The sequence below is a fragment of the Bacillus chungangensis genome (assembly GCF_030812995.1).
GTDB classification, from domain to species: domain Bacteria; phylum Bacillota; class Bacilli; order Bacillales; family Bacillaceae_C; genus Bacillus_CF; species Bacillus_CF chungangensis.
Genome location: NZ_JAUSTT010000001.1, coordinates 186,936 through 203,809 on the forward strand (window position 1 = coordinate 186,936; position 16,874 = coordinate 203,809).

Here is a 16,874-nt window from a genome sequence, read left to right on the forward strand (position 1 = left end):
AATTGTTTGTTCTTTAAAACGCTTGAGTAAAAGTGATTATAAAACGATCGAAAGCATTTTTGATCTCGTTTAATTAGTTATCTCACTAAAGGTTAGTATCTCCTGGATAGAGCGGGAATAAACTTTTTTTATTGCCTGAAAAATATCCAATTATCGGAATACAAAAGCAGCCTTGGCTTATCGATGTCCAAGGCTGCTTGCTATCTCTTGATTCCCGTGTGGCATGTAAGTATGAAAAATGATTTTCTCATTTCACTTAAGCATTACCACATCACGTAAGCGAATTTATTGTGTCGTCTTAGCTTAGCGCCAGAAAAGATTTACGCAGATGTTTTTGATTTTTTATCAGCATCTACAGGTGTACCATCTGAGAGCAGCAGTTTTGGCGGCTGCTGTTGATCAAGAACAGATTCTTTTGTGATAATGCATGTTTTTATATCATCACGAGAAGGCAGATCAAACATTACCTCAAGCATAATGCTTTCTATAATGGATCGTAGACCGCGTGCGCCTGTTTTTCTTTCAATTGCTTTTTTCGCTATTTCTTTAAGCGCTGATTCATCAAATTCCAATTCAACATCATCGAGCTCCAGCATTTTCTGATATTGCTTAACGAGTGCATTTTTTGGCTTTGTTAATATTTCAATGAGTGCTGATTCATCAAGCGGCTCTAAACTCGCAATTACAGGTAAACGCCCAATGAACTCTGGAATGAGTCCAAATTTCAATAAATCTTCTGGAACGACTTTTGTTAATAAAGATTTGCTGTCTTCTTCTTTCACTTTAGTTGGCTCAGAACCAAAACCAATCACTTTTTGTCCTAAGCGCCGTTTAATGATTTGTTCAATACCATCAAATGCGCCACCGCAAATGAACAAAATATTAGTTGTGTCAATTTGAATAAATTCTTGGTGAGGATGCTTTCTTCCACCTTGTGGCGGAACACTCGCAACCGTTCCCTCTAAAATTTTTAATAATGCTTGCTGCACACCTTCTCCAGAAACATCACGTGTAATAGATGGATTTTCCGATTTACGTGCTACCTTATCAATTTCATCAATATAGATAATCCCTTTTTCCGCTTTCTCAACGTCATAATCAGCAGCCTGGATCAGTTTTAACAAAATATTTTCAACATCTTCTCCAACATAGCCTGCTTCTGTTAATGACGTCGCATCAGCAATCGCAAACGGTACATTTAATATCCTTGCAAGCGTTTGTGCCAACAAGGTTTTACCGCTTCCAGTAGGTCCAATGAGCGCAATATTACTTTTCGCGAGCTCCACATCATCCACTTTGCTGTTGGAATTAATGCGCTTATAATGATTATAGACTGCAACAGCCAATGATTTTTTTGCTTGGTCTTGGCCAATGACATATTCTTGCAGAATTTCTCTAATTTCCCGAGGTTTTGGTACGTCCTTAAATTCTACTTCTTCTTCAGATCCTAATTCTTCCTCTACAATTTCTGTACAAAGCTCAATACACTCGTCACATATATATACACCTGGTCCGGCAACAAGCTTTCGGACCTGATCCTGTGTCTTTCCACAAAAAGAACATTTTAACTGTCCCTTTTCATCGTTGAATTTAAACAATGGTTTTCACCCCTTATAAAAACTGGTTTGAAGCGATCTATAACGTGAAGACCAAACAGTAGGCATGCATCCTAAAAGCTTGACTGAATGATCAAAAACAAAGAAAGCATTTTTCAAGAAAAAGCAATCATCACCTTTTATTTACATAATAGAGAAGCTTTAGCTAATCTTTGGTGCTACCTCCCTTATTATATAGCTTAATTATAGAGCTTTCCCTTTTACAAGTAGTAATAGTCTTCATAAAAAAGAATCACTCAAATAAAAAGGTTGGAAAATTCGTCATGAGTTTTCAACTTTAAAACATTGATGTATTGCATTGTATCATAATTAATCAAGGACAGGAACTAAAACACTTATCATCATTATGTAAAAATATTTCCAAATTATTTTCGCTAAAGATGTGTGTTCAAAAGAGGAGAAATAGTGCCAAGAAGTTTCAGGATTGAAAGCCTCAATGACCGGACTAGATGCGATGTTCTGACTATGTTTTCTGAAAATGTAAAATTCCGTAGATGTTATTACTATATGTGAGATCCGGAGAGAGTACCTCTTTTCCCCAGACTATTTGAACAATCTCTAACAGATTTATGTATGTATAAACTACCTTAGACGATTGTATAAAAGAAGGCACGAGTAATCCTTCGCGCCTTGTTCTATACAGTTTTGCTTTTTTATATTTTTATACTTTGCGATTAGTGAATCAACTTCCTGCCATGAATATCTTGTACTTGAACGCAGTCATTATTTCTTCAGTTATATGTCGCTTCAATATTATTATGCAACAATTTTACTGTTCTGTACAAGAAAATCAATCGCTTTACGAACTTTTAAATCTGTTTGAATGCCATCCAAATTTCCTAATGCTTTCTTTATTTCATCTACTTGCATTTGATACATGGATGCCATTTTCTCCAGCTCTTCATTCACTTCTTCTTCAGTCGGTTCTAAGTTTTCTTTCTGAGCAATTGCCTCTAGCGTTAAATTCATTCGAACACGCTTCTCTGCTTCTGGCTCCATTTGCGTTCTTAGAGCTGCTTCATCTTGTCCAGAATACTGAGTATAAAGTTCAAGATTCATTCCTTGCATGGATAGACGCTGAACGAATTCTTGCACCATGCGTTCTACTTCATTCTTAACCATCACTTCTGGTAAATCGATTTCTGCATTTTCTGTTGCTTTTTCGATCACAGTGTCTTCCGTTTTATGTTTTGCTTCATGCTCTTTTGACTCTTTTAGACGTTTTTTGATGCTTTCCTTTAGTTCATCCAATGATTCTGCTTCTTCATCTACATCTTTAGCAAATTCGTCGTCTAAAGCAGGCAATTCTTTTGTTTTCACTTCATGAACCTTTACTTTAAAAGTAGCTGGCTTTCCAGCTAATTCTGCTGCATGATATTCCTCTGGGAAAGAGACCTCAATATCTTTTTCTCCCCCTGCCTCTATGCCAATCATTTGTTCTTCAAAGCCAGGAATAAAAGTATTAGAACCTAAAACAATGGTGTAATTTTCTGCTTTGCCGCCTTCAAATGCTTCTCCATCTACAAAACCTTCAAAATCAATAACGACAGTGTCGCCTTCTTCAGCTTTTTCTCCTTCTTTAAGGATCAATTCTGCATATTTTTCTTGAAGTGTTTTCAGTTCATTGTCAATGTCTTCCTCTGTTACTTCTGTCTCTACTTTTTCAACTTCCAAACCTTTGTATTCGCCGAGCTTTACTTCAGGTTTAACCGTTACAGCAGCAGTAAAGATAAATGGTTTGCCTTTTTCAATTTGCACGACGTCAATTTCAGGCTGATCTACAGGGAATATTCCTGCTTTATCAACAGCTTCCGCATATGCTTCTGGAAGCATAAAATCTACTGCATCTGCATAAAGAGATTCCACACCAAATCTTTTTTCAAACATAGGACGTGGTATTTTTCCTTTACGAAAACCAGGGATATTTACTTTTTTTACCATTTTTTTAAAAGAAGCATCTAACCCTTTATTGACAGTTTCTACATCTACTTCAACCGTTAGAACACCTTTGTTCCCTTCTTTTTTTTCCCAATTTACTGACATTCACATTCCCTCCAACAACAGTTAAAATGAATCAGTGAGCTTAAACTGCAAGCATGTACACTGATAAAAAGGGGATCAACCCTAAAAAATCCCTGATAAATGAACAACAAGTTGTTCATTTTAATTTGTCATATTTTAAAATAAAGATAGGTGTTGAAAAAAGTTCATGATATAACCATTTTATTATAACATAGGTTTTTTTTGTTTCAAGTCTGTGTTTAAAAGTCATAAATAAGACAAAAGGGAAGAAGAAGTTTTTATTAGATGGCTTCCCCTTGCATTAAGAAAGAGTGTTATCATTCATAAAGTATCGAAATTCCCTCTAACGTTTCTACAAAAGCAAGTGCCGCCCGCAAGGCAGCTTCGTCCAAACAATAAAACTCACAATTTTTCTTTATATCTAGTGTCTGATCGTATAATACCTGTGCCCGTAATAGATAAGCAACAGACCAAAGCAGTGCATTATCCTCCTCTGGTTCAAATGGATAAAGTAAAAAAAAGTGGTGTTTCATCATGGCGGTGATCTGTTCGTATAAGGTAGGATCCTGTTGCTCTACGATTTTCTGAAGCGTGTCTAACATTTGCAAATATAGCGGTGTTTCTAACACGTTTGCTGTATGGGCAGGGATAAAAGTTCCCTTTAAATGAAGCTTCTGTACTTCAATTTCTTTTTCTATTCTATGTTCTTTTAAAACATGGAATAGAATAGCTTGAATAAATGGGTCTTTTTGAGCATCTTTTAAATAGACAATTAATTCTTCCATATAAGGATGAATATTTTTATGCGCCAATTGTGCTGCAAGAAATGATTGTTCTTTTAAATTCCCATTGTTAAACAATTTTTCTTGAATAACCGAATCACTCTGCTTTTCAACTATTTTTTCTGGTGAGCCCACAAGTGGTGTTTCTTTTGACATCCTGCTTTCACATAGCAGCAACAAATCTTGATAATATTCCAATTTATCATCTGGGATCTGCTGTTCCTCTATAAGCATCGTAATGGCATCTGTCACTTTGCTTTCTTCCTGTAAATGCAGCAAAACCATTAAATATATATCGAAAATTTCTATATAATCGCCGATTCCTTTGCTTAACATGTCATCACAATGAATCCTTGCTTTTTCAAAAGCGCCTGCCTCATAATAAGCTAACAAAAGCCCCATTCCAATTTCTTCATCTTCTGGATCATAATTCGCTGCTTCTGTAAAATAATGAATCGCTTTTTCATATTGACGATGTTCTAAAGATTCAAAACCTAAATGACGCAATCTATCTTCTAATCCAGGAAAAGGTATCAAATTATTAATGTGTTTCTTTCCACCTGGTTTTTCCATTTTCATCATCCTTCATAAACATGAAAATATAAAGTAAATTTTTCAGAAGTTTTTTCTTATTAGAAAGGCAAGGAACGCAACGTTTTCGAAAAAGGAATCCTTTTTCTTCGCCCATTGCTATGCAAAAAGCTTTCCTATTTACCAATTGGACTTTTGACTTTCAGTTATCCCCTACCTAGACTTCTTCTATTCCTTTAATCTTAATCCAGAGGCCTTACTTACCAGTAAATTGTGAGTAAAAATCAAATTTTCTTTGGCAGCCTCTATAAAAACTAAAAAAGTTTACCTTTTTTGGCAAACTTCTTTACACTTGATATTCGAACGTTTAAAAAACTCCATACGCTCTCTGTGTAAAATATGTTAATTTTATCTTTTTTAGGAGCTGCTTCTGGTCTTATATATAACGCTTATTTAAGTATAACGGTTGTAAAGAAATTATAAAAGTTCGAGATAATAAAAAATGACTAAAAATCAGAAAGAAAGTCTGCCAATATATTGCGCAATAAAGTAAAACTTCCATCAGTGGGGGTTTTCTCTCATCCCCCACTGATAAGAAGTAGAACAAAGGCTAAGATCGCAACGTCCTGTTGCAACGCCTTTGTGACCGACATCCTCAAAAAAGAAGAGCACTTTTTCTTCGTGCGATGCTGATTCAAGGAGCTTTCCTTGTCCTGTCGGCCCGAACCAATCGGACATTTACTGGCAGTTATCCCCCACATAGACTTCTTGATTACTCTAACTCTTGAGGTGGGGGTCTTACTGCCAGTTAGATGTGGGATAAACAAATGTAAGTAATATAAAATGAAACGAAATACGATAGGTCGTGCAGCTGTCTATAATGAAAAGAGTTACACTCGGATTATGTAAATTAGATGTTGAATGAATAAAAAATATCCGTAAAGGCCTTACCCTTACGGATACAATTGAGTGAATACAGTATTGAAATAAAATGTTCAGGCTAGAGAGAGACCAAAGCACTTACTGTTAATTCCCCGAGATATCGTCCTAAATTTGTATCATATCCAGGTGTGATTGGTGCTGTTACTGTTGCGTCTACTACAATTCGCGCACTATTGCCAACTAATACCCCAGCTGCAATTAAAGCTTCTCCTACAGCAATTTCAACGTTCTGAGGGTTTCCGTCATTTGAATCTGTAAATAATGGGATACTTAGTACAACCACTCCGAGTATATTTATAATTTCTAGCGTAGCAGTTACTGTTGCAGTTTCATTTGCTGCAAATGCATATGTGGCACTAACTGGCAACACTACACTAAGAATTGGAAGTCCTGGGACTGCAAAAGTACTTCGGAACGTAACCGTTTGCCCTGATGCATTATTTGGCGACCAAATATAATTGTTGTTCCCATCTATTGCAGGTGATGTTAATGCTGGTGGTTGAAAAACAGCGGGTGTAGGAAGCGTTCCTGGTGCCGCAGCAGTGTCAGCGATGACTAAAGTATTCGTTGGCGTTGTAAATTCTTGTAAAACTATAGGCATAAAAATGACCTCCTAACACTAAATTATTTGTCAATGTTAGTTGACGATAATATATTATGGTTTTCAAGTACTTTTGATTGGACAAACAGTATGGGAAAAACGAATATTTTTGATAGATGAAGAAAATAGGAGGTTCTTTCAGATAAAGAAGTATTTTAAATTTAAATTAACTGCTGTGTGTTGCACCCTTATCACACAGATGAGGAGGCTGCTGTTTGATTCATTATGTTTACTTGTGTTCTCTTATTAACGTCAAAGATTACTTCTTAAATCTTTTTAGGAAAAACGCCAGTCTTAACCGGAATTCTTTCTGAAGTATTCGGTTAGCTGGCTTTTTTTTCTTTTTTTGATGAAAGTCTCTTTGGCGTCGCACCTTTCATTATTAATCCAATACACAAAAAATTAGTAACTCTCTTTTAAAGGTCTAAAAAATACTTAAAAAACACATGATCATACATAAAGAAGATTTTTAAAAAGTTGACAAGCTAATAAATGGAACGATCCCAATACCGGATGAAACCTTTGAAAAGCATCTATTAACTATAAGGTTAAAAATATTGTTCTACAAAATGATGACAAAATAAAGTGAAACTTCCATCAGTGGGGGTTTTCTCTCCCCCCCCCACTGATAAGAAGTAGAACAAAGGCTAAGATCGCAACGTCCTGTTGCAACGCCTTTGTGACCGACATCCTGTCGGCCCGAACCAATCGGACATTTACTAGCAGTTATCCCCCACCTAGACTTCTTTTCTTTGATTCCTCTTACTCCCCGAGGTGGGGGTCTTACTGCCAGTTAGATGTGGGATAAACCATCATTCAAGTTTGAAAAAATGTTTTACATAGGAAATGATTAGAGTTACCATACTTACATAAAAAAATGAAAGCCGTTATTTTTTACTTTAATTGTTTCCATCAGCCAAATTACTTGTCTTAACACAAGTTTTCTTGAGGAGGGCATCTATGAATGACAAAACCAAACAATCAAATGAAGTTAACGGATGGCTAAAACCCAGTTCAAGCATTAGCTTGGAAGAAGTAAATAACTCCGTTCGAATTCCCAAAAATGTGGGGTTCTGGCGAAAATTTTTTGCTTTTGCAGGACCGGGATCATTGGTTGCTGTTGGGTATGTCGATCCTGGAAACTGGGCCACTTCGATTGCTGGTGGTGCCCGATTTGGTTATACGCTGCTGTCTATCATTTTGATTTCTAATTTAATTGCTATGCTACTTCAAGCTTTAGCTGCTAAGCTTGGAATTGTGACAGGACGGGATTTAGCACAGGCTACGCGAGATGCAACAGGTAAAAAAGCAGCGATGTTTCTTTGGATATTAACCGAGCTTGCGATTATCGCAACCGATCTTGCAGAAGTGATCGGTTCCGCTATCGCTTTGAATTTACTGTTTCAAATTCCTTTGCTGCTCGGTATTTTAATTACAACGCTTGATGTCTTGTTGTTACTTCTACTTCAGAAAAAAGGGTTTCGAATTATTGAATCAATTATTATCGTCCTCATGGCGACCATATTTGTTATTTTTACTTTTGAAGTCATTGTTTCGAAGCCGGATGTATCGGCGTTATTTAGTGGCTATATCCCGAAGGCTGAAATCATTGCAAATCCCGAAATGTTATTTATTTCACTTGGAATTCTAGGAGCAACCGTTATGCCGCATAATCTTTATCTTCATTCGTCAATCGTGCAAACGCGGCAGTATAAACGCAACAAGGAAGGTAAAAAAGAGGCAGTTAAATTTTCTGTATTGGATTCAACCATTTCATTAGGGGGGGCATTCTTCATTAATTCTGCCATTTTGATACTAGGTGCCGCCGCTTTCCATGGAACAGGGTTGGATGTTTCCGAAATTGAAGGGGCTTATCGATTACTAAGCCCTACAGTAGGTGTCGGAATTGCAAGTACATTATTTGCTGTCGCATTACTTGCCTCTGGGCAAAACTCAACAATCACTGGGACAATCTCCGGGCAAATCGTGATGGAAGGATTTATCAATTTAAAAATTGCACCATGGCTTCGCCGTCTGATTACCCGTTTAATTGCTGTTATCCCTGCGTTTATTGTAACTTGGATAGCGGGTTCAAGAGGAACAGGAGATTTGCTTCTATGGAGCCAAGTGGTATTGAGCTTACAGCTTCCATTTGCAGTCGTTCCACTGGTGATGTTTACAAATGATAAAAAGAAAATGGGCGAATTTGCAAACAGCTTATGGGTTAAAGTTCTAGCCTGGATTTGTACTGCTGTCATTATCATCTTGAATATTTTCTTAGTTGGATATATCATCGTGACAGGTCAAGACCTGGGCTAACATACTGAATTAGAGAATTATAAAAAAAGCAGGGAATTCCCTGCTTTTTTTATACAGAAACATTTCCCATTCAACTTAAATATAGTATGAAATAATAAATATTTATCGTTAAACGATAAATATTTATTGACTTAAAAGGTATTTCGGTTTATTGTATTGTTAGCTTGCTAAGAAAGGGAGATTTTTTATGAAACAGAAAGAATTATCAGCGTGGTTAAAAATGATCATTGTTATTTGTGGATTTTTTGGTCTGTTGTTGTGCATATATATTGGTCCTGAAATTGGAAGGGAAATGTTACTAGACTCAAAAAATTTGCAGGTGCTGTATACGCCCTTTGTTGCATTTATTTGGATTACAGGAATTCCATTTTTCATTGCCTTAGCATTAGGGTGGCAGATATGTTCGGATATTGGCTCTGATCAGGCTTTTACCATTAAAAATGCAAGTAGATTGAAGATAATAAGTGTTTTATCAATAATTGAAGGTGTTTTATACATTGGGGCATTACTTTATATTTTCGTAGTCGGAAGTTATTATATGAACATTTTATTTGTTTTTTTACTGATACTATTTTTCTCAGTCGTTATTTCCGTATTTACTTCCATGCTTTCTCATTTAGTTAGAAAAGCTAGTGAAATAAAGCAGGATAACGATTTAACGATATGAGGTGTTGAATGATGACTATCATAGTAAATCTTGATGTTATGTTGGCTAAAAGAAAAATGAGTGTTACAGAATTATCTGAAAAAATAGGGATTACAATGGCAAATGTATCAATTTTAAAAAATGGAAAAGCAAAAGCGATTAAATTTTCTACTTTAGAAAAAATTTGCGAAGTTCTAGAATGTCAACCAGGTGATATTCTAGAATATCAAAAAAATTAGATTAGGGTTAATTAAATGAAGGAGAGTATATGATGAAAAATAAATATCGATTAGCTTCCACACCAATATTTTTAGGGGTTTTATGTTTAGTTATCTATAGTATGATTGGTGCAAGATTGGAACCAGACGGTACTTTGGTTGAACCTTTCTTCTTGATTCCATTAAGTTATCTTTTTGTTTTTAGTGGGATTATTACATTATTGTTTGTGGCTATTATTTCGGTGTTCAATAAAAGCAAACATAAAAATTAAGGTTATTGTCACCTAAATAATAGTAAATAAATCAAAAAGGATAAAAAGCTGAGTGTGTATTAATAATTCATAGTTACGATAAAGGTCTCTGTCAAATAGAAGAAGACTTAGAAATGATACTACACGTTTTTTCTAGGGAAAGTAGAGATTATATAAAAAATGATAATGTAAAAATTGATTTTAAATAGACGTCCCGTTGGGCGTCTTTTTTTAAATTCTCGTCATAATATTTTCAGACAAGCCTAAAAGATATTTGTAGCTTTGAAATAAAGTTTAACCGTTTTACCCCTTTGAATATTTGATTATCTTAATGGGGTAAACATCATCCTTGATTTTTATTTATGTTGAAAATTATAATGAAAATGATTATCATTATAATCAGGATTAGTTGATGTAATACTTATGCTTATTTTTTTAGTAATGTTTGAAAGAATGGTGTTATAAGAAAAAACGCCCAAAACGTTGATAAATCAACATTTCAGACGTTTATTAAATCATTCTGTTTTGAGCGTTTTTTCTTAAAATACGTCCCAGGAGAGATTCGAACTCCCGACCGACCTGTAACGTGTTATGTGTTAACCGTTGATATAACGCTATTTGATACGCTCATTGATTCGGTCATTTACCGAACTTTCGACCGATTTCATTATAGCACGTCGTATTATAGAAGAAAAGCGTTAACGGTATTCGAATCTGTTTCCGTTATGTTAAACTAAAAACCAAGGGTATTGTGAGGTTTAAGTAATTAAAATATCTTCGATGAGTAGGTGCTACTATGGGTGTTAAGAAAGTTACTCTTGTTATTCGCAATGGAGAAGCAATCGATATCCGAACATCTGATCTTATTAAATTTGAGATTTCCGTCTTAAAGGAAAATCATAAATTGATAAATGACGGGAAGATATTAATAGATGAAATCGAAAGATTGTGCGATGAATTTCGGCTAGAAATGAAATATAATCCTAGCTTAGAACGAATGCTTCGAGATGACATCGAAAAAATTATCTTGCACAGGCAAAAAGAAAAAACAATATATTGTATTGATTTCCGAGTACAACAACAAGCTGGTCATGACAATGTGCTGTGGGTGTCTGGGTGGCAATAACTCCTCTTTTTAGGGGAGTTTTTTGTTTGGGCAAAAATAATTTTAAAAAAGTCTTGCGTAGTATACTTAAGTTTAGTATACTTAAGTTAATCAAAACAAAGGGGGAAGTAACGATGAAGAAAATCGTCATGACGAAGGCTTGGCAAATTGCCAGAAAAGGTTTTTCTAAATTTGGTGGAAAGATTAAAGATTATTTTGCAGAAGCTCTTCGCATGGCGTGGGCAATCGTGTTAAAGGGAATGGAAAGTAAGATTGGATTTTGTGAATTACCAAAAGGCATAAACGGTTCTTGCTACTTTGTTATAAATGATGACAAAGGCATTCAAGTATCTCTTCTTTCAAAAGAAAAATCATGGAGAGGAAAAGAATATATCAAACGTAATCCAATTGAAAGATACAGAACTGGAAAGAATAAATTAACAGGCGCTCCAATCCGAATGTACCACTACGCTAAGAACTGTGGAGACATCGAAATTCGTCTTAATGATGAGGTTATTGTGATTGAAAACCACATCGATCCAAAATGGCTTTAATTATAGAGGGTTCTTCCCTCATACATATAAAAGGAGGAAATAAAAAAAATGGCTGTAAAAGAATTATTTAAAGGGTTAGAAGATGCTCGCAAGGAATTTAACGGTTGGCAAGGGAATGCGGTTATTTTTATCGATTTTGAAGATATGTCAGCGTGGACACAAGTGTTTGATATACCGACCTATCACAGCGATTCGATCGTTACATTGATAAGCAAAGACGATCTTTACGGCAGAAATGACAGATACAATTATAGGGTTTTAGAAAAATTAGCTAAAGCTAAACACAAAGACTACAAAGAAGGCTTTGCACATTGGCAAATCGAAGATGATTATCGATACGCAGAAATATTCTACTAAGAAGGTGTTAAAAAATGCAAGAAGCAAAACGAGCTATAGAATTTCTACTTTTTGAGTCAAATGTATCTAACTATAAAATATCCCAAGAGACGGGCATTAGCCAGCCTGTCCTTGCAAAATACTCGAAAGGTGTATCGGATATTGAAAATATGACGTTTGGCAATGCTATAAAACTGTACGATTGTTATTTGAAACTCAAGGGGGAAAAGGTGTTGGGTAATAAAGATAGAGACATGCTATTTGGAAAGTTATTTGCCACAGCAGATGTGTTTGGTAGTGGTGTTTTTGAAAAAGATAAATACTCTGTACAAAATAAATACATGGAAAAATTTCAGAAAAAGCCGATGTCTACTTTTGTTAAAATCCATGAAGATTTGATGAATTACACGCACAAATTTGGGAGAAAAGAAGATATATTGATGAAACAATTTGATGAAATAGTAGACGAGATAGGATTGGAATCTTATGACGACAGACCATTGGGAGATAAGTGGCTACTTGGTTTTTACAAGCAAAGGCATGATCTAGAGAATATTTAAATTTAAGCATCTCCTCTCTGTGGGAAGGGCTATTTTTTAATTGACAAAAAATTTGAAAAAGGTAAAATTAAAGTAGTGTTGGGTTTTAGTGTACCTAATCGAGACCCTTGGATGGTCATATTGGGTAAATAAGGCATCCAAGGGTTGTTTTATTTATTTTACTTCTTATAAATTAGTGGCAGCAAATTGTTTCTCAATCTATTCACAACAACAGCCATTTCCTCACGAGTGATGTTGTCTTGTGGACGTGTGCCGTCAAAATATCCATTAGCGACAGCTTCGTCCCAATCTTTCTTCGCCCATGCAGATGGTTTATTTTTATCCACTGAAGATTCCTCCTTTGGCACTGTAGGGGCTACGACGCCACTCTTCTTTTTTAGTCCAAACTGTTTCGCCAAACCGGAAACAATCGCTTGGGCACACTTGCGCCGATAACTGTCCGACTTCAATAACGCTAATTCTGCCGGATTATCCATAAAGCCACATTCGACTAGAATTGCGTCCATTTTCGTCTCGCGGAGCACGTGGAAATTGGCCACCTTTACGCCTCGATCACGAAGTCCGGTCGAAGCTATTAGCGCAGCCTGCACCTTCGTCGCGAGGGCGACAGCGCCCGCTGGCTTAGACGTATATACATAAGTCTCGATGCCGTTCGCATTGCTCCACGCAGAGCCTACCGCATTAGCGTGAATAGATACGAAGGCATCGGCGCCCCATCGGTTTGCTTTGTCCGTTCGTTCTTTTAGTGGGATATCGCGAATGCCTGAAGGGTCATGTGTAATTTCGACGAGCACGCCTTGATATGTCCGAAGTTCTTCGACTACATATTTTGCCACAACGCTATTAAAATGAAACTCTCGCATACTATCGTCTGGCGCACGTTTTCCCGGAGTATTATTACCGTGTCCTGCATCGATTGCTATACGCAAATCTAAATCGACTCCTTTCGTATTAACATCATATTTCGTTAGATTATTCGTTTCTATTACGCCTATCAACTTTTCGGCGTACTTAGGATCAGTCGCATAGCCAGCGTTTTTAACTGCCCACGCTGCCTTTCGATAATCCTTTTCGCCAACAACCGCCCTGTACAAGTCCTTATTCCATGACACACCGTTTACGTATTTGTCGGTCAGGTCACGAATTGATTCAAGCCATGACGGGTACTTACGGAAGGCGGCGTTTACCTTGATTTCTTTTCCGTTCACGAATTCCGAAGTAATAATCATAACGGATTGCCCTTTGTATTCGCCTTTTATACCAAATAGATTCTTTCCTTTTTGCGCTAATTCCGATGTCCCCCAAGCCGACTCAAGTACGGCCTGTGCGAGTATTAGTGACGCTAGGACATCCGACTCCGCCGCTGCTTTCCGTGCGTGAGGGGCGATCTCTTCGATGAAACTCATTATTTAGAACCGTCCTTAGTCGTTACATTCTTGCCGAAACTATATAGGCCACTCGCAGCGAGTCCCATAGCAAGGCCGATAATCAGGCCGTCTTTTAGGCCGTCGGCTACGTAAAATATGCCGAATAGTAAGCCGAACACAACCGCTACTATTGGCGAATATTTAGTCGGCAAGCCAAGCCGTTTGGCCAATTCGACCACGCCAAGAATTAATGGAATTAATGCGATATCGTAAATTTCGAACATATAAACGCCTCCTGTTTTTCCTATTTTGTTTTATTGCCGAGGGGGTAAACGATCTTTCATCTTTCGAATCTCTTCCGCAATGTCGTCGTACTTCGCTGTCATCGCTTCGAGTAGGTTTTGATAGCGTAATTCCCGCGCTTCGGACGACTTCATTTGGTGGATAAAAAGCCACACAAAAAGGACCGCAAAGGGTCCTTGTGTTAAGAAATATTGCATTACATCTTCCATCATTAACTCCTTTCGAAAAATAAAAATACGCCCTATTCGGCGTTTTCTTCTTCGTAAGTTTCACCTGTGATTTTTTTGAAATCTTCGGATGTGATTTCTTTGTACAGCACAACTAGTCTAAGCTGATCAATAGAACACCATCCCCATCCGTAAGCTAGCTCCCAATAACTCATTGTTTAGCCTCCCCTTTCAGTGCAAGAACCTCGATTTTTAATTGCGTAACTTCCTGCCCCAGTTGTGATAACATCGCATCTTTCTGAGCATTCTTTATTTTTTCTTCTGTCAAGGCAAAACCAAGCTGCTGTAGCTGTTTATCCTTGTCTTCTAACTCCTTTTCTTTCTCACGCAAAACTTGCAAAGGCGTTACGGTAATTGCTTTCAATGTGATTCCCTCCCTTAATCGAACGAGAAGCCAAGCCCGCGCATCTCGATAGCTCCCAATGAATCGTTCGCCAAGAATGTAACACGAATATCTAACGCGTATTGCTGCGCTGTTTTTGTCGTATTGGAAAACGTGAAGTAATCCGCATTTTGATAGGCGGCTGTCGCATCCTCCCACATTGGATTAGTGTCCAATGCGTTATTTGTAACTTCGATTTTCATGGTCGCCTTGTTTATGCCATCTTGCGCCATGTAGTAGTCGGCAGCAATTAATATTCTTCGTGCTGCGGTATTACCTGTTTCAATTGGTCTTTTCAGCTTAAATTGCAACGTATTTCCACAACGAATACACCTAGTGTTTGACCACTTGCCGCGGGCTTTGGTGTTGGCATCAATCGCAGCAAGGCGCCAGTAGTAAGTACGGCCTTCGTCTAAGTCCACTTGCAGAGTATAGCGAACGCCTTTACCCTCGTAACTATTGTCCACGCCTTCCTCCGGCAGATCATACCACTGAGAGCCATCGGACACTTGCCAGCCTTTTCGGTCATTCATGGATGACAATTCAAGCACGTGTTTCTCGAATTTTTCGTCCTGCGAAATCTGGATGATAAAGTGTTGAGGATCGTTTTCTTTATCCGATCCAATAAGTCCCTCGAAAGTCGGTCGCAAGCCCGTCCGATAGGTATTTGCTGGATTCGTAAGCGTTGGCGGCGTAGGTGTAGAGTTCGTCACAAAATACGCTTTTTCACTGTCCTTATCCAAGCCGAACGGATCCCATACCGTCACAACGGCATAATAAATAGTCCCTTCAGTCAATATGCCTTCGGGGATTTTGTGCATATTTATTGTTTTCTCGATTCTTCCCGAATCATATATAAGGACATCTTTTGTGTCGTAAATTCTAAGCTGATATGCGGCCTGCGCTTGTTGATCTAAATCCTCGAACGTCCAGCTGAACTCTGGCGCTGTTCCCGTGCCTGCTGGTTCTTCAACGTTGGGGCTTCCTGGCATCACGTCCGTTACGTTTGGCGGTCGTTTTGGTAGAAAAAACTGATACGAAGAATATTCGCTCGCTAAGTCGTATTTGTCCCATACTCTTGCTTTCCATTTGTACCTCGTTGCCCACTTTAAGTCGGGAACAATATAGAAAGATTGAGAGGATGCTATTTTCCCGCTGTTGTGGGCTACTTTATTGGTAGCATTTTCTACAATAAAAACTTGATACGACGATTGAGCGTCCCCTAGGTCGGTGTCTTCGAACCTCCAAACTAAGACTGGGTTGATTGTGTCAACGATGGCGATTTTAGCAAGGTCGCCTTTTGGTTCGACTGGAACGGCTCTCGGCGGAACATTATTCATTACCGTATATTTAGAAGATACTATTGCTCGTGAGACGTAATTTAGCGTATTTTCTACCCATGCTCTAAACTGAATCGACGTTGTGCCAGACGGAATAGTGTAACTATGGCTGCTTGAGCCGCTTGACGTATTCTTCGTTGCAACAGATGACCAACTGCCGCCATTTCTCTGTACTTCCAAGAAATGTTTTGTAATCTTATCTCCGGGATCGGATGCCCCAGACCAACTGACAGTTATAGTGTCTCCCACTCGTAAACCGCTTGTTTTCGATAAAGTGATAGATGTTGGTGGATTTGGCCCTTCATACATATTACCTCTAACATACCAATAACCGTCAGTGTGTTTGCCGTCAGTTGGGTAAGCGTTGTATTCAGCTAGAATGTTAGATTGTACCAAGCTTCCTCTTTCTTCTCTATATTTAGTATCGATATAGTTGACACTAAAATATATTCCATAAATATCACTGTTCCCTCTAAAAAATAAATAATCTCCTTGATCGCTATTACGGTCCGGTTCTCTCCAATTGTTACCAAACATATAATACATCCATGGAGTCTCTTGTAGGAGGTGTGATTCCTTTTCACCTCGCGCATGAAACTTTCCATTGTGTATTTCATATTTTTGCCATGAATCATATATTGGCCGTTGATCAATACTACCGCTGTCCAAACTGGCATATTCTATATACGTTTCACCTTTAACTTTTTGATCATATCCAATCACTTTTGAGTCAATTCTATATTTATTATAATAATACATAGCTATCTTATTC

At 37.5% G+C, this 16,874-nt stretch carries 19 protein-coding genes; 8 read left to right on the forward strand and 11 right to left on the reverse strand.

What is annotated here, in order from left to right:
- Positions 1–320: 320 nt before the first annotated feature.
- From clpX to J2S08_RS00910, 5 genes are all read right to left on the reverse strand, one after another.
- Positions 321–1,598, reverse strand: a complete 1,278-nt coding sequence (gene clpX, locus J2S08_RS00890; RefSeq protein ID WP_307225741.1) for an ATP-dependent protease ATP-binding subunit ClpX — start codon at positions 1,596–1,598, stop codon at positions 321–323.
- A gap of 774 nt (positions 1,599–2,372) precedes the next feature.
- A complete protein-coding gene (gene tig, locus J2S08_RS00895) occupies positions 2,373–3,659 on the reverse strand; it encodes a trigger factor (protein WP_307225743.1) in 1,287 nt (428 codons plus the stop codon).
- A 296-nt stretch (positions 3,660–3,955) separates the two neighbouring features.
- Positions 3,956–4,993, reverse strand: a complete 1,038-nt coding sequence (locus J2S08_RS00900; RefSeq protein WP_307225745.1) for a tetratricopeptide repeat protein — start codon at positions 4,991–4,993, stop codon at positions 3,956–3,958.
- A gap of 519 nt (positions 4,994–5,512) precedes the next feature.
- Positions 5,513–5,689, reverse strand: coding sequence for a hypothetical protein (locus tag J2S08_RS00905; RefSeq protein ID WP_307225747.1), 177 nt, complete (start codon positions 5,687–5,689; stop codon positions 5,513–5,515).
- A 262-nt stretch (positions 5,690–5,951) separates the two neighbouring features.
- Positions 5,952–6,494 (reverse strand): hypothetical protein, encoded by a 543-nt coding sequence (locus tag J2S08_RS00910; protein WP_307225749.1) that lies wholly within the window; start codon positions 6,492–6,494, stop codon positions 5,952–5,954.
- A gap of 960 nt (positions 6,495–7,454) precedes the next feature.
- Here J2S08_RS00910 and J2S08_RS00915 point away from each other — a divergent pair.
- The 8 genes from J2S08_RS00915 (at position 7,455) to J2S08_RS00950 (ending at position 12,483) form a co-directional block, all read left to right on the forward strand.
- Positions 7,455–8,813 (forward strand): Nramp family divalent metal transporter, encoded by a 1,359-nt coding sequence (locus J2S08_RS00915; protein WP_307225751.1) that lies wholly within the window; start codon positions 7,455–7,457, stop codon positions 8,811–8,813.
- A 187-nt stretch (positions 8,814–9,000) separates the two neighbouring features.
- Entirely contained in the window at positions 9,001–9,480 is a 480-nt protein-coding gene (locus J2S08_RS00920; protein WP_307225753.1) for a DUF2975 domain-containing protein, read from the forward strand.
- An 11-nt stretch (positions 9,481–9,491) separates the two neighbouring features.
- Positions 9,492–9,698: a helix-turn-helix domain-containing protein gene (locus tag J2S08_RS00925; RefSeq protein WP_307225755.1), complete on the forward strand. Its 207-nt coding sequence runs from the start codon at positions 9,492–9,494 to the stop codon at positions 9,696–9,698.
- Positions 9,699–9,730: 32 nt separating this feature from the next.
- Positions 9,731–9,949: a DUF3955 domain-containing protein gene (locus J2S08_RS00930; protein WP_307225757.1), complete on the forward strand. Its 219-nt coding sequence runs from the start codon at positions 9,731–9,733 to the stop codon at positions 9,947–9,949.
- A 775-nt stretch (positions 9,950–10,724) separates the two neighbouring features.
- Positions 10,725–11,054, forward strand: a complete 330-nt coding sequence (locus tag J2S08_RS00935; protein ID WP_307225758.1) for a hypothetical protein — start codon at positions 10,725–10,727, stop codon at positions 11,052–11,054.
- A 113-nt stretch (positions 11,055–11,167) separates the two neighbouring features.
- A complete protein-coding gene (locus J2S08_RS00940; RefSeq protein ID WP_307225760.1) occupies positions 11,168–11,587 on the forward strand; it encodes a hypothetical protein in 420 nt (139 codons plus the stop codon).
- Between the two features lie 48 nt (positions 11,588–11,635).
- Positions 11,636–11,944 carry a hypothetical protein gene (locus J2S08_RS00945; protein WP_307225761.1) on the forward strand — a complete coding sequence of 103 codons (309 nt, stop codon included), beginning with the start codon at positions 11,636–11,638 and terminating at the stop codon, positions 11,942–11,944.
- A gap of 14 nt (positions 11,945–11,958) precedes the next feature.
- Positions 11,959–12,483: a type I-C CRISPR-associated protein Cas8c/Csd1 gene (locus J2S08_RS00950; protein WP_307225763.1), complete on the forward strand. Its 525-nt coding sequence runs from the start codon at positions 11,959–11,961 to the stop codon at positions 12,481–12,483.
- 158 nt (positions 12,484–12,641) lie between these two features.
- Here J2S08_RS00950 and J2S08_RS22340 read toward each other — a convergent pair whose 3' ends face one another.
- Genes J2S08_RS22340 through J2S08_RS00985 form a run of 6 tightly spaced genes read right to left on the reverse strand, consistent with a single transcriptional unit; the run spans position 12,642 to position 16,861 of the window.
- The gene (locus tag J2S08_RS22340; protein WP_370875611.1) at positions 12,642–13,889 is read right to left on the reverse strand and encodes an N-acetylmuramoyl-L-alanine amidase; all 1,248 of its coding nucleotides are present in this window, start codon (positions 13,887–13,889) and stop codon (positions 12,642–12,644) included.
- Complete coding sequence (locus tag J2S08_RS00965) at positions 13,889–14,134, reverse strand: hypothetical protein (RefSeq protein ID WP_307225765.1); 246 nt, start codon at positions 14,132–14,134, stop codon at positions 13,889–13,891. Before J2S08_RS00965 ends, J2S08_RS22340 begins: the two co-directional genes overlap by 1 nt.
- Before the next feature lie 30 nt (positions 14,135–14,164).
- A complete protein-coding gene (locus J2S08_RS00970) occupies positions 14,165–14,362 on the reverse strand; it encodes a BhlA/UviB family holin-like peptide (RefSeq protein WP_307225768.1) in 198 nt (65 codons plus the stop codon).
- 32 nt (positions 14,363–14,394) lie between these two features.
- On the reverse strand, positions 14,395–14,535 hold the full coding sequence (locus J2S08_RS00975) for an XkdX family protein (protein WP_307225770.1): 141 nt from the start codon (positions 14,533–14,535) through the stop codon (positions 14,395–14,397).
- The gene (locus J2S08_RS00980) at positions 14,532–14,744 is read right to left on the reverse strand and encodes a hypothetical protein (RefSeq protein WP_307225772.1); all 213 of its coding nucleotides are present in this window, start codon (positions 14,742–14,744) and stop codon (positions 14,532–14,534) included. The genes J2S08_RS00975 and J2S08_RS00980 overlap by 4 nt, the downstream gene beginning before the upstream one ends.
- A gap of 14 nt (positions 14,745–14,758) precedes the next feature.
- Positions 14,759–16,861, reverse strand: a complete 2,103-nt coding sequence (locus J2S08_RS00985) for a glycoside hydrolase family 78 protein (protein ID WP_307225774.1) — start codon at positions 16,859–16,861, stop codon at positions 14,759–14,761.
- Positions 16,862–16,874: the final 13 nt, after the last annotated feature.